Origin of the sequence: Streptomyces sp. NPDC048636, from assembly GCF_040650655.1 — a bacterium.
Lineage (GTDB): Bacteria > Actinomycetota > Actinomycetes > Streptomycetales > Streptomycetaceae > Streptomyces.
Genome location: NZ_JBEZHR010000002.1, coordinates 245688 through 258388, shown reverse-complemented (window position 1 = coordinate 258388; position 12701 = coordinate 245688). Strand labels below are relative to the sequence as shown.

The window sequence follows — 12701 nt, the reverse complement described above, 5'->3', positions numbered from 1 at the left end:
CGTACCCCTTCAGCAGTCGTGCCGGTACAGCTCGCGCTTGTCGATGTAGCGCACCACGCCGTCCGGCACCAGATACCAGACGGGTTCGCCATGGACGACGCGCGAGCGGCAGTCCGAGGACGAGATCGCCAGCGCGGGCACCTCGACCAGGGAGACCCCTCCCTCCGGCAGACCCGGGTCGGCCAGTATGTGCCCCGGCCGGGTCACCCCGATGAAGTGGGCGAGGGAGAACAGCTCTTCGGCGTCGCGCCAGGTGAGGATCTGGGAGAGCGCGTCCGCGCCGGTGATGAAGAACAGATCCGCGTCACCGCTGGACGCCCTGAGGTCCCGGAGGGTGTCGGTGGTGTACGTCGGGCCGCCGCGGTCGATGTCGATGCGGCTGACCGAGAACTGCGGGTTGGAGGCGGTCGCGATGACCGTCATCAGATAGCGGTCCTCGGCCGGGGAGACCTTCTTGTGGCTCTTCTGCCACGGCTGCCCGGTGGGCACGAACACCACCTCGTCGAGGTGGAACTGCGACGCCACCTCGCTCGCCGCGACCAGGTGTCCGTGGTGGATCGGGTCGAACGTCCCGCCCATCACACCGAGCCGCCGCTTGCCGGGCACCTTCTGCTCTTCCATGCGTGCAGACCCTACTGGGCCCGGTCCGCGGCCGGGGCCCGCAGGGTCCACGGCCCCGGTCAGCGGTCCCGGTTGAAGCGGGTGGTGATCCACAGCAGCAGCAGAAGGATGAGCAGCGCGCCGCCACCGGTCATATACGGGCTGATGCTCGCATGGGTGTCGGTGTGGTGCTCGCCACCCTCGGCGGCGAGGGTGACCAGGTTGTGTGCGGTGCTGTAAGCGCTCATCGCGGGGCACTACCTATCGGGGTCTAGGCGTCGAGTCACGTCGGCCACATCGTATGCGAGCCCCCTTCGGCACCGCTCTCCGCGCCGTCCTCCGCCCCGCGCCCGGTCGCCGGTTGAGCGCGGTGGTCAGTCCTGCTTGCCGTATCCGCGGAGCAGGAACCAGGCGAGCAGACCCGCCCCCACCACACCGACGACGATGACCACGCGCAGCAGCGCTCCCGGTCCGGCGTCCTTGGAGGTGGCGGCGAGTACTTCGGTGAGACCAGTCATATCGGGCATGTCTCCACGCTAACCCCCCGCCGGTCAGGGCCTAGGCTGGGGTCCGCCGGGGGACGGGGCACGACCGGGCAGACTGGGCGGAACATCGGCGACGAGGGGGCCACATGGGCGACAGCGACACCTCTGGACGGGGCGGCGGGCCGGAGCGGGTGCCGGGGCGCAGCCGGCGGCGGTTCCCCGGTATCTCCTCCCGCGCGTACGAACACCCCGCGGACCGCTCGGCGCTGGTCGCCCTGCGCAAGCTGACCGGTTTCGACACCGCCTTCAAGGCGTTGAGCGGACTGCTGCCCGAGCGCAGTCTGCGGCTGCTGTACCTGTCGGATTCGGTGCGGGTGAGCGACCGGCAGTTCGCCCACCTCAACGACATGCTGCGGGACGCCTGTTACATACTGGACCTCGAGAAGGTCCCGGCCATGTACATCACGCAGAACCCGCAGCCGAACGCGATGTGCATCGGCATGGACGAGCCGATCGTCGTGCTGACCACCGGGCTGGTGGAGCTGCTCGACGAGGAGGAGATGCGGGCGGTCATCGGCCATGAGGTGGGCCACGCGCTCTCCGGCCACTCGGTCTACCGGACGATACTGCTCTTCCTCACCAGCCTGGCGCTGAAGGTGGCCTGGATCCCGCTGGGCAATGTGGCGGTGCTGGCCCTGGTGACGGCGTTGCGCGAATGGTTCCGCAAGTCGGAGCTGTCGGCGGACCGGGCGGGGCTGCTGGTGGGCCAGGACCTCCACGCGTCGATGCGCGGGCTGATGAAGCTCGCGGGCGGCCACCACCTGCATGAGATGAACGTGGACGCGTTCCTGGAGCAGGCGGAGGAGTACGAGTCGAGCGGGGATATGCGCGACTCCGTGCTCAAGATCCTCAACATGCTGCCGCGCAGCCATCCGTTCACCACGGTGCGCGCGGCCGAGCTGAAGAAGTGGGCCGCCAGCCGTGACTACCAGCGGCTCATGGACGGTCACTATCCGCGACGTGACGAGGACAAGGACACCTCGGTCGGCGACTCCTTCCGGGAGTCGGCGAGCCACTACGCGGAGTCGGTGCGCACCAGCAAGGACCCGCTGATGGCGTTCGTACGGGATGTGGCGGGCGGCGCCGGGGACCTGGGCAGCAAGCTGCGCGACCGGTTCGGCGGCGGCCGTACGGGCGGCGAGACGTCCGAGGGCTCGGACGCGGAGGACCGCTCCGGCGCGGGTGGTACGGGCCGCGAGGACGGCCCCGCCGGACCCGAGAACGGTCCGGAGGACACCGAGGGCCCGGACGGCCCCGACACCCCGCGCAAGGGCTGAGCACGTCGCAGGAGGGCCCGCCGGAGGCGCCGCGCGGGCCGACGGGCCCCTTACGAGCCGCCGCCCATCCGGGGCTGGGAGCCGGGCGTCAGGGCCCCGCAGAGCGAGACGGGGGTCCGGCCCGGTGCGTAGGGGTCGGTGCCGGCCGGAGCGTCGCCCTTGGCGCTCTGCCCGGCGAGCAGCGGCCGCAGATAGCCGGAGGCGTTCGCCGCACAGGACTGCGGGCCCGCCAGTACGGCGCTCTGCACCAGCTCCAGATGGTGGTCGCGCAGGTCCCCGCGGTCGAAGCGGAACCGCGTCTCCCGGCGCACCGTGAACAGCGAGGCGTGGTCCGGACCTCGCTCATGGGCCCGCTGCACCGCGTAGACGAAGATGTGGTCGGCGGTGACCTCCAGGGTGGCCGGGCTGCGCTCGACGACGGTGAGCGTGCCCCGCACCCGCACCGGGGCGTCGGCCAGGGTGACCTCGGCGGGGTTGAAGCGGGTGAGCCAGCCGGTGGCGGAGTGGCGTCCGTCGTCCACCGGGTGCTCGAAGCTCCGGTCGAACTGGTTCTGCTGGGCCGGGTCCAGCAGCAGCCGCACCATGCGCACCGGACCGCCGGTGACCACGCCCGGGTCGAGGGCCGAGGTGACCACGTAGTCCTTCGCGGTGGTGAGTGCCGACATCACCTGGCTCTCGGAGAAGCTCTGGGTGCGCCGGGCGCCGGGCAGGGTGATGCCCTCGGCGCCGGTGCGGAACTCGGCGGCCGGACTGGTGCGGACCAGCTGCTCCGGCGCCCCGCCGGGCACCTCACCGCGCGGCGCCAGCGGCACCACACTGCTGCGCAGCGGTTCGACGGTCTGCGGTGGCGGGGCTTGGTAGGGGTGGCGCACCCCCATGTAGACCGCAGCGGCGAAGGCGAGGGCGATCAGCAGGATGAGGACGACGGCCTGCCGTGACGCCCCGGCCCTGGCCCAGGCGTGACGGCTGCGCACGGCCCGCGCGTGGTCACCCATCCGTTCCCGGGCGGAGAACTCCTGGAGCCGGGCAGCACGAACGAACGACTCGTCGAATACGACGGAGCGGTACTCGTCCTCACCACCTCCCGGGACGCCTTCGGGTGTCCCCTCGGGAGGGTCTCCACGCCCGGTCATACCTCAAGAGTAGGTCGCGGCGGGCACCGGTAAACGCGGTGGTACTCCACAACTTCGGACGGCTCCAGGAGGAAACGCCGCATACCGCGCGGCGTGCTAGAGGGGCCCGGCGGACCGGGCGCCTCGGCGAGGGCTCAGGGCGAGCTGCGCGCGGTGGAGGCGGGCGGTGTCCCGGACTCGGCGGGGTCGGAGGAGGACGAGGAGGGCTCCAGCCGTGGCGGCCCGGTGGGGCTGCCGTCGACCCCGCTGCTGGCGGGCGGTGGGCTCGGGTCCTGACGGTTGCCCGAGGCGCCCCGGTAGACGGCGGTGAAGGCCAGCGCGACCACCCCGACGCCCATCAGGACGGCCAGCAGCCAGGCCACCGGGCGCTGCCAGCGGGCATGGCCGCGATAGGGCCGCCCGGCGCTGCCGTACCGCCCATAGGGGCCGTACGGGCCGTAGAGGCCGTCGGCGTCCCGGCCGTGGCCGAAACGGCCGTCGGGATCGGTGTCGTCCGGGTCATAGCCGAATTCGGCGTCGCCGTCGGGCCCGTAACCGTCCTCGAACAGCTCGTCCTCGGAGGGCACACCCGCGGGGCGCCGCCGGGACGCCTCGGCCTCGGCACGGGCCTCGGCGGCCGCCAGCATCCGTTCCACCGCGGTCGGTTCATGGATCAGGGCCGACCGTACGAAGTCCTCGTCGAAGGCCACGGCGGCGAACTCGTCGTTCGCCTCTCCGTGGCCGCGGTCGTCGGGCTCGTCGCCGTTCGGGAACGGCTTGCCCCCCACGTCGTCCGGCACCCGTTCAGAGTAGACCGGACGGGTCAATTTGGGCAGGGCGAAATGGTATTCGGGGGAAGATCTCCCCCAGGGGGACCCGGTACCGGTATCCCCCGAACGGGTGAGTCGACGGGTGGGGTCAGCGGGTGTGGCCGTCGCCGGTGACGATGTACTTGGTCGAGGTCAGCTCGGGCAGCCCCATGGGGCCGCGGGCGTGCAGCTTCTGGGTGGAGATGCCGATCTCGGCGCCGAAGCCGAACTGCCCGCCGTCCGTGAAGCGGGTCGAGGCGTTGACGGCGACCGTGGTGGAGTCCACCAGCTGGGTGAAGCGGCGGGCGGCCGCCTGGGACGTCGTCACGATGGCCTCGGTGTGGCCGGAGGACCACAGCCGGATGTGGGACACCGCGGCCTCAAGGGAGTCCACCACCGCCGCCGCGATGTCGTACGACAGGTACTCGGTCTCCCAGTCGTCCATCACCGCCGGGACCACGGTGGCCTTGGCGCCCTCCGCCAGCGCCATCACGCGCTCGTCGGCGTGCACGGTGACCTTGGCCTCCGCCAGCGCGTCCAGGGCGCGCGGCAGGAACTCACCGGCGATGTCCTGGTGCACGAGCAGCGTCTCGGCCGCGTTGCACACACTCGGCCGCTGGGCCTTGGAGTTCACCAGGATGTCGACCGCCATGTCGAGGTCCGCCTCGGCGTCCACGTACACATGGCAGTTGCCGGTGCCGGTCTCGATGACCGGAACCGTCGACTCCTCGACCGTGGTGCGGATCAGGGACGCGCCGCCGCGCGGGATCAGCACATCGACCAGACCGCGGGCGCGCATCAGCTCGCGCACCGACTCCCGGCTCTCCCCGGGCACCAACTGCACGGCGTCCGCGGGCAGTCCGGCGCCGCCGACGGCGTCCCGCAGGACCTTCACCAGCGCGCTGTTGGAGTGGTACGCGGACGAGGAGCCGCGCAGCAGTACGGCGTTGCCCGACTTCAGGCACAACGCGGCCGCGTCCACCGTCACATTGGGCCGGGCCTCGTAGATGATGCCGACGACGCCGAGCGGTACGCGCACCTGGCGCAGATCGATCCCGTTGGGCAGCGTCGAGCCGCGCACCACCTCGCCGACCGGGTCGGGCAGCGCGACCACGTGCCGGACGTCCGCGGCGATGGCCCGCACCCGCTCGGGGGTGAGGGTCAGCCGGTCGACGATGGCCTCGCTGGTGCCCGCCTCACGGGCCCGCTCCACATCGGTCGCGTTGGCCTCGACGATCTCCTTGGTGCGCACCTCGAGGGCGTCGGCCATCGCGAGCAGCGCGTCGTCCTTGACGGCGCGCGGCAGCGGGGCGAGATCGGCGGCCGCGGCCCGGGCCCGGTAGGCGGCCTGGAGGACGGGGGACTTCGGCCAGGGGTCGGTGAGCGGCGACGTGGGTGCGCTGGTCATGCAGGCAGCCTACTGAGCCCGGGAGCCCGAGCCGCCCACTGTTCCGGTCTTCGAGATGGAGTCTCATATTCCGGGTGCGGCACATACGTCCTCAGAACGGGTGCACGCCCACCGGAGAGGCCGGCGGCGGGCCGTAGCCCTCCGCGATCCGCTGGTGATACGTATCACGGTCGATGACCTCGAGCCCGACGATCTCCCACGGCGGCAGATTGGCCGTGGAGCGGTGCTCGCCCCACAGCCGCAGCGCGACGGCCGCCGCGTCATGCAGATCACGGGCCTCTTCCCAGTAGCGGATCTCGGCGTGATCGTTGGCATAGCGGCTGGTCAGCAGGAAGGGGTGGTCATGGGCCAGCTGCTCCAGGGCCCGTCGGACCTCCCGCAGGGGCGCCTCGACGCCCGAGACGCTGAGGGTGATGTGCCACAGCCGGGAGCTCTCGACGACGCGCCCGGCTGCCCGCGCCGTGGCGTCCCCGGTCCCGGCCTCCGCGGCCGCCGTACCCACGTCGCCCGTTCCCACACTGGTCAGGGTGCGCTCCGCCGCCCCTCTGGACGGCGCCCCCGGGCGCCCTCGTCTCACCGGCGGCCTCCTGTAGCTCGCTGCTCCGCTCATCAGCGGGCGGAGCACTAGTGGCGGTGTGGCGATGGTCCCGCGGCTTCCGCTTCCGCTCCGGGGCCGCCGCGGCCCACCACGGACCCGCTGCCCTCACGGCCCCGTGGAACAAAGTTGACCAGCCCCGGCGGTGCCGCGTGGCCTTTTTGCACAAGGTCTTCAAGGAATGACACGGACTTGTCGCGAATTCCTCCCCTTCTCCACCGCCCACCCGCGCCCTCCGCGATCCGTGCGCGACCCCGGGGAGCCGGTACGCGGGCGCCAGGAAGCCGCGGGCGCCGGTCGGGAGCCCGGGGGCGCGGGTCAGCCCCGGCGCGGCCCCGGCGTTTCCCGGCGCCCCAGGAGCCTCAGCGGTCCAGCACCACCAGGTCGTCGCGGTGCACGACCTCGCGCTCATAGGCCGGTCCGAGCTCACGTGCCAGCTCACGGGTGGACCGGCCGAGCAGCCGGGGGATCTCCTTGGCGTCGAAGTTGACCAGCCCGCGGGCGACCGCGCGCCCGGCGGTGTCCCGCAGCTCCACCGGGTCCCCCGCGGTGAACTCGCCCTCCACGGACGCGATCCCGGCCGGGAGCAGCGAGGTGCGCCGCTCCACCACGGCCCGCACCGCCCCGTCGTCCAGGACGAGCGCGCCGCGCGGCGCGGAGGCGTGCGCGAGCCACAGCAGCCGGTTGGCCGAGCGGCGGCCGGTGCGGTGGAAGTAGGTGCCGGTACGGCGGCCGAGCAGGGCGTCACCGGCCCGGCTGGCGGAGGTGAGCACCACCGGCACCCCCGCCGCGGCCGCGATCCGGGCCGCCTCGACCTTGGTCACCATGCCGCCGGTGCCGACCCCGGAGCGCCCCGCGCTGCCGATCGACACCCCGTCCAGGTCCTTCGGCCCCCGGACCTCGTCGATCCGGGAGGTGCCGGGGCTCCTGGGGTCGCCGTCGTAGAGACCGTCCACATCGGAGAGCAGCACCAGCAGATCGGCCCGCACCAGATGGGCCACCAGGGCGGCCAGCCGGTCGTTGTCGCCGAACCGGATCTCGTCCGTGGCCACCGTGTCGTTCTCGTTGACGATCGGCAGCGCACCCATGGCCAGCAGCTGGTCCAGGGTGCGGGTGGCGTTCCGGTAGTGGGCGCGGCGGCTGGTGTCGTCCGTGGTGAGCAGCACCTGACCGACCCGCCGTCCATAGCGGGCGAAGGAGGCTGTGTAGCGGGCCACCAGCAGGCCCTGTCCGACGCTGGCGGCCGCCTGCTGGCGGGCCAGGTCACGGGGGCGCCGGTCCAGGCCCAGCGGGGCCAGCCCGGCCGCGATGGCGCCCGAGGAGACGAGGACCATCTCCTTGCCGTCCCCGGCCGTCTCCCGGTCGCCGCCGTCCCCTTCCAGGGCCTTCGCGACGACATCGACCAGTGCGTCGACCCGGTCCGCGTCCAGACCACCCGCCGCGGTGGTGAGGGAGGACGAACCGACCTTGACCACGATCCTGCGGGCGGCGGCCACCTCGCTCCGTACCGCCGACCCGTCCTGCTCAGTCACTCCGCTCCCCTGCTCCGTCCCCGGCCTCGTCACACGTCCCGACGCCGTCGTCACGCACCGTACGCCCGACGACACGCGTGCCCTGCACACTCATCATGACAAGGGGGCAATCTACGGCAGGCGCGCCCTCGCCCGCCTGCGAGTTCCAGCCCCCGGACGGGGCCGCGAGGCGGCGCTCCGGTGATCGTTTGGACCCGGTTCGGGGCGGTTGGCACCCGCGCGGATTGCTACCGGGCCGGGCGGCGGCATACGGTCAGGGGTCCCCCTTTACGTCCGTTGCCCTCCTGCCAGGAGCCCTCCCAGTGCCCTCTGCCGGATTCGCCCCACGCCGGGTCGTACAGCTGACGGCGTTGCTCGCGATGGTGGTGTTCTTCACCACACAGCTTGTCGGCGCCGTGCTTCCGAACGTACCTCTCCTCATCGTCGCCTCGGCGTGTGGTCTCGCACTCGATCTTTTCCTCCAGCACAAGCAACCAGGACTGCTGTCGCTGCTGGGCAAGGTCCGTTTCGACGTCACGGTGCGCCAGTTGTTCCGCGACATGCTCATCATGGTCGGGCTGTTGCGGATCGAGGGCATCAATCCGCTGCGCGAGCAGGCCCCGCTCACCGTGGCCCTGCTCACCTTCTATGTGCTGCACTTCGCCTGCCAGGCGGTGGCCATACTGGTCCGCCGCTCGCGGCAGCTGCCGTTCGTCACCCGCAATATCGACGCGTCCGCGCTGCGGCTGAGCGACGCACCGCCGCGGCTCTTCGCCCGCCAGCACGGCCGCCGGCTGCTCCGGCTGGCCGCCCCGGTCACCGTGGGTCTGCTGGTCACCGCGGCCACCAAGAACGGCTGGTGGGGCGGGGCCGGTCTGGCGGTCGCGCTGCTGATCGCCCTGGGCGGCACCGTGCACCTCGCCACCTGGCTGCTGCCGCGCAAGCGCGTGATCGGCGAGGCCAAGGCCCTGGAGTGGCTGGACGCCTGGCTGGCCGAGTACCGGCCGACCGTGGGCATGTACTTCTCCGGCGGCAACTCCTCCGCCTACCAGGCGAACATGTGGCTCTCCACCCTCGCGGCGCTCGACGGCAACCCGATCATCGTGCTCCGCGAGCGGTTCATGGTGCAGAAGATCGACGCCACCGATGTGCCGATCGTCTGCCTGCCGAAGGTCGCGCACCTGATGCGGCTGGAGCACTCCACGCTCAAGGTGCTGCTGCACCCGGCGAACTCCGGTAAGACCTCCCAGGTGCTGCGCATCCCCTCGATCAAGCACGCGTTCACCAACCACGGCGAGAGCGACAAGCTCTCCAGCTGCAACCCGTACGCCAAGGCGTACGACGAGGTGTGGGTCGCGGGCCCGGCCGCGCGCGAGCGCTACCAGCTCGCCGACATCGGCGTCGAGGACAAGGACGTGGTCGAGGTCGGCCGTCCGCAGCTCGCGCCCATCCGCCCGCACACCGGCGTGCCCACGGGCGAGTTCACCACGGTGCTCTACGCGCCGACCTGGGAGGGCTGGGACGGCAACCCCGGCAACACCTCGGTGGTGCTCGCGGGTGAGAACGTCGTCCGCGCGCTGCTCGCCGACCCCAAGGTCCGGCTGCTGTACAAGCCGCACCCGATGACCGGCTCCGTCGACCCCCGCGCGGGAAGCGCCAACGAGCGCATCAAGGCGATGATCGCCGAGGCGAACACCCGGCGCGGCGGTGACCGGCCCGGTCCGGAGGCGGCCGCCGAGCTGACCCGGCGGGCCGATGAGCTCAACCAGCTCACCAGCACCTCCTTCCGCGCCAGCGCGGACGAGATCGAGCGGATGAAGATCCAGGGCGCCCCGGAGGACAACCGCGCGGCGGGTGTCGCCGCGGCCACCGCCGCCTGGGAGAGCGCCTATTGGGCCTCGCTGCCGGTCTGGGAGCACCAGATCATCACCGGCCCGCGTCCGGCGATCTTCACCTGCTTCAACCAGGCCGACGTGCTGATCAGCGACGTCTCCAGCGTGGTCTCCGACTACCTGACGAGCGAGAAGCCGTACGCCGTGGCGAACACCAGCGGGCTGTCGGAGGAGGAGTTCCGGGCGGGCTTCCCGACCGTGCGCGCCGCCACCATCCTCACCCCGGAGGCCGAGGGTGTCGCGGAGCTGCTGGAGGCGGTCCGGAACCCGGAGAAGGACACCCTGCTGGCCGCCCGCGCCGAGCTGAAGGTGCACCTGCTCGGCCCGTCCGACCCGCCCTCGCTGGTCCGCTTCAACCAGGCGGCGCTGGATCTGGCCGCCGAGGCCGACCGGCGCCGGGCCCGGATGGCCACCCGGCTGTCGGACGAGATCCCCTCGCAGCGCGAGGCCCGGGACGCGGCCGAGGAGATGGAGCTGGAGCCCGGCTCACCGGAGCCGGAGGAGACGGCGACGGTCTGATGACGGCGACCGTCTGATCCGCGCGACGGACACGAGAAGGGCCCGGGAGCTTGCCTCCCGGGCCCCTTGTCATGGGCTGCCGTGCCGGGCCCGCAGAACGCCGTACAGCGGCCTTGAGGACCCGTACCGTCCTGGGCTCCCCGACCGGCGGAGCGCCCTGGACGGGTTGGCTAGAACGGCTTGAAGGAGTCGAACTCCTCCTCGGCCTCGTCCCGCTCCGCGTCGCGGTCCCGGCGCCGCTGCGCGGCCGGGCGCGGGGCCTCGAAACGGTGGTCCTCGCCCCGGCGGCCCAGCATCTCCGCGCCCGCGTTCATGGTCGGTTCCCAGTCGAAGACGACCGCGTTGTCCTCGGGGCCGATGACGACCTCGTCGCCCGCGCGGGCACCCGACTTCATCAGCTCCTCCTCGACACCGAGGCGGTTCAGCCGGTCGGCGAGGTAGCCGACGGCCTCGTCGTTGCTGAAGTCGGTCTGGCGGACCCAGCGTTCGGGCTTCTCGCCCAGCACCCGGTAGAACCCGTCCTCGGCGACGACCGAGAAGCCCGCGTCGTCCACGGCCTTGGGCCGGATGACGATCCGGGTCGCCTCGTCCTTGGGCTTGGCCGCGCGCGCATCACCGACGATCTTCGCCAGGGCGAACGACAGCTCCTTGAGGCCGAGATGGGCCACCGCCGAGACATCGAAGACCTGGTAGCCACGGGCTTCCAGATCAGGGCGGATGATGTCGGCGAGGTCCTTGCCGTCGGGCACGTCGACCTTGTTGAGCACCACGATGCGCGGCCGGTCCTCCAGCCCGCCGTACTGGGCGAGCTCCGCCTCGATGACATCGAGGTCGGTCACCGGGTCGCGCTCGGACTCCAGGGCGGCCGTGTCCAGGACGTGCACCAGCACCGAGCACCGCTCGACATGGCGCAGGAACTCCAGCCCCAGGCCCTTGCCCTGGCTGGCGCCGGGGATCAGCCCGGGGACGTCCGCGATGGTGTAGACGGTCGAACCGGCCGTGACCACACCGAGGTTGGGCACCAGGGTGGTGAACGGGTAGTCGGCGATCTTCGGCTTGGCGGCCGAGAGCACCGAGATCAGCGAAGACTTGCCGGCGCTGGGGTAGCCGACGAGGGCCACGTCCGCGACGGTCTTGAGCTCCAGGACGATATCCCCGGCGTGGCCGGGCTCGCCCAGCAGCGCGAAGCCGGGGGCCTTGCGGCGGGCCGAGGCGAGGGCCGCGTTGCCGAGGCCGCCGCGGCCGCCCTGGGCGGCGACATAGGTGGTGCCCTCGCCGATGAGGTCGGCGAGGACCTCGCCCTTCTTGTCGAGGACGACGGTGCCGTCGGGGACCGGCAGGACCAGGTCCGTGCCGTCCTTGCCGGAGCGGTTGCCGCCCTCGCCGGGCTTGCCGTTGGTGGCCTTGCGGTGGGGGCTGTGGTGGTAGTCGAGCAGCGTGGTGACCGACTGGTCGACGACCAGGATCACATCGCCGCCACGGCCGCCGTTGCCGCCGTCCGGGCCGCCCAGCGGCTTGAACTTCTCGCGGTGCACGGAGGCGCAGCCGTGGCCCCCGTTACCCGCGGCGACATGCAGCTCGACGCGGTCCACGAAGGTGGTCATGACGGATGCCTCCAGGGTGTACGGAACTGATCTGTGGTGATGGTCTCGGTCGGCTCAACGCGCCGAGGGCGGACCCGCTTCCCCGTCACGGGAAAGAGCGGTCCGCCCTCGGAAAGGTGTGCGGTGTCGCGCCGGGACTGATTACTCAGCGACCGGAACGATGTTCACGACCTTGCGACCACGGTGGGTGCCGAACTGCACCGCACCGGCGGCCAGCGCGAACAGCGTGTCGTCGCCGCCGCGGCCGACGCCCGTGCCCGGGTGGAAGTGCGTGCCGCGCTGGCGGACCAGGATCTCACCCGCGTTGACGGCCTGGCCGCCGAAGCGCTTGACCCCGAGCCGCTGGGCGTTGGAGTCGCGACCGTTCCGAGTGGACGATGCGCCCTTCTTGTGTGCCATGTCTTCTCAGTCCCTTACTTCGCAGCCGAGTCGATGCCGGTGATCTTCAGCGCGGTGTGCAGCTGGCGGTGGCCGATCCGCTTGCGGTAACCGGTCTTGTTCTTGTACTTCAGGATGTCGATCTTGGCACCCTTGTGGTGGTCGACCACCTCGGCGCGGACCTTCACGCCGGCCAGGACCCACGGGTCGCTGGTGACGGCGTCGCCGTCGACGACGAGCAGAGTCGAGAGCTCGACGGAGTCGCCGACCTTGCTGTCGGACATCCGGTCGACCTCGATGACGTCGCCCACGGCCACCTTCTGCTGGCGGCCGCCGGTGCGCACGATTGCGTACACGCGGTTCTCACTCTCTCGCTCGTAGACGGGTCCTCTGATGCCAGCCGCTCCACATGACCCTCCGCGGATCATGACAACCGAGTGCTTTCTCGCGA

At 71.6% G+C, this 12701-nt stretch carries 13 protein-coding genes; 2 read left to right on the top strand and 11 right to left on the bottom strand.

Features of this window, described 5'->3' with window-relative positions; genetic code table 11:
* Positions 1–9 precede the first annotated feature (9 nt).
* The 3 genes from nadD to AB0C66_RS06970 form a co-directional block, all read right to left on the bottom strand.
* The gene (nadD, locus tag AB0C66_RS06980; RefSeq protein ID WP_362433876.1) at positions 10–621 is read right to left on the bottom strand and encodes a nicotinate-nucleotide adenylyltransferase; all 612 of its coding nucleotides are present in this window, start codon (positions 619–621) and stop codon (positions 10–12) included.
* Positions 622–680: 59 nt separating this feature from the next.
* Complete coding sequence (locus AB0C66_RS06975) at positions 681–848, bottom strand: hypothetical protein (protein WP_362433874.1); 168 nt, start codon at positions 846–848, stop codon at positions 681–683.
* A gap of 126 nt (positions 849–974) precedes the next feature.
* On the bottom strand, positions 975–1127 hold the full coding sequence (locus tag AB0C66_RS06970) for a hypothetical protein (RefSeq protein WP_362435661.1): 153 nt from the start codon (positions 1125–1127) through the stop codon (positions 975–977).
* Between the two features lie 104 nt (positions 1128–1231).
* Between AB0C66_RS06970 and AB0C66_RS06965 the strand changes: the two genes are divergently transcribed.
* Positions 1232–2422 (top strand): M48 family metallopeptidase, encoded by a 1191-nt coding sequence (locus tag AB0C66_RS06965; protein ID WP_362433872.1) that lies wholly within the window; start codon positions 1232–1234, stop codon positions 2420–2422.
* Between the two features lie 50 nt (positions 2423–2472).
* Here AB0C66_RS06965 and AB0C66_RS06960 read toward each other — a convergent pair whose 3' ends face one another.
* The 5 genes from AB0C66_RS06960 to proB form a co-directional block, all read right to left on the bottom strand.
* Positions 2473–3555 carry a hypothetical protein gene (locus AB0C66_RS06960; RefSeq protein WP_362433870.1) on the bottom strand — a complete coding sequence of 361 codons (1083 nt, stop codon included), beginning with the start codon at positions 3553–3555 and terminating at the stop codon, positions 2473–2475.
* 134 nt (positions 3556–3689) lie between these two features.
* Positions 3690–4334 carry a hypothetical protein gene (locus AB0C66_RS06955; protein ID WP_362433867.1) on the bottom strand — a complete coding sequence of 215 codons (645 nt, stop codon included), beginning with the start codon at positions 4332–4334 and terminating at the stop codon, positions 3690–3692.
* Positions 4335–4452: 118 nt separating this feature from the next.
* Positions 4453–5751, bottom strand: a complete 1299-nt coding sequence (locus AB0C66_RS06950) for a glutamate-5-semialdehyde dehydrogenase (protein ID WP_362433865.1) — start codon at positions 5749–5751, stop codon at positions 4453–4455.
* 91 nt (positions 5752–5842) lie between these two features.
* The gene (locus tag AB0C66_RS06945; protein WP_362433863.1) at positions 5843–6328 is read right to left on the bottom strand and encodes a hypothetical protein; all 486 of its coding nucleotides are present in this window, start codon (positions 6326–6328) and stop codon (positions 5843–5845) included.
* A 380-nt stretch (positions 6329–6708) separates the two neighbouring features.
* On the bottom strand, positions 6709–7842 hold the full coding sequence (gene proB / locus AB0C66_RS06940) for a glutamate 5-kinase (protein ID WP_362435526.1): 1134 nt from the start codon (positions 7840–7842) through the stop codon (positions 6709–6711).
* Between the two features lie 338 nt (positions 7843–8180).
* Between proB and AB0C66_RS06935 the strand changes: the two genes are divergently transcribed.
* Complete coding sequence (locus AB0C66_RS06935) at positions 8181–10268, top strand: hypothetical protein (RefSeq protein WP_362433861.1); 2088 nt, start codon at positions 8181–8183, stop codon at positions 10266–10268.
* Positions 10269–10438: 170 nt separating this feature from the next.
* Here AB0C66_RS06935 and obgE read toward each other — a convergent pair whose 3' ends face one another.
* The 3 genes from obgE to rplU form a co-directional block, all read right to left on the bottom strand.
* Positions 10439–11872 carry a GTPase ObgE gene (gene obgE / locus AB0C66_RS06930; protein ID WP_362433858.1) on the bottom strand — a complete coding sequence of 478 codons (1434 nt, stop codon included), beginning with the start codon at positions 11870–11872 and terminating at the stop codon, positions 10439–10441.
* Between the two features lie 141 nt (positions 11873–12013).
* Positions 12014–12271, bottom strand: a complete 258-nt coding sequence (gene rpmA, locus AB0C66_RS06925; RefSeq protein ID WP_009717948.1) for a 50S ribosomal protein L27 — start codon at positions 12269–12271, stop codon at positions 12014–12016.
* 14 nt (positions 12272–12285) lie between these two features.
* Positions 12286–12606 carry a 50S ribosomal protein L21 gene (gene rplU / locus AB0C66_RS06920; RefSeq protein WP_362433855.1) on the bottom strand — a complete coding sequence of 107 codons (321 nt, stop codon included), beginning with the start codon at positions 12604–12606 and terminating at the stop codon, positions 12286–12288.
* Between the last annotated feature and the right edge of the window lie 95 nt (positions 12607–12701).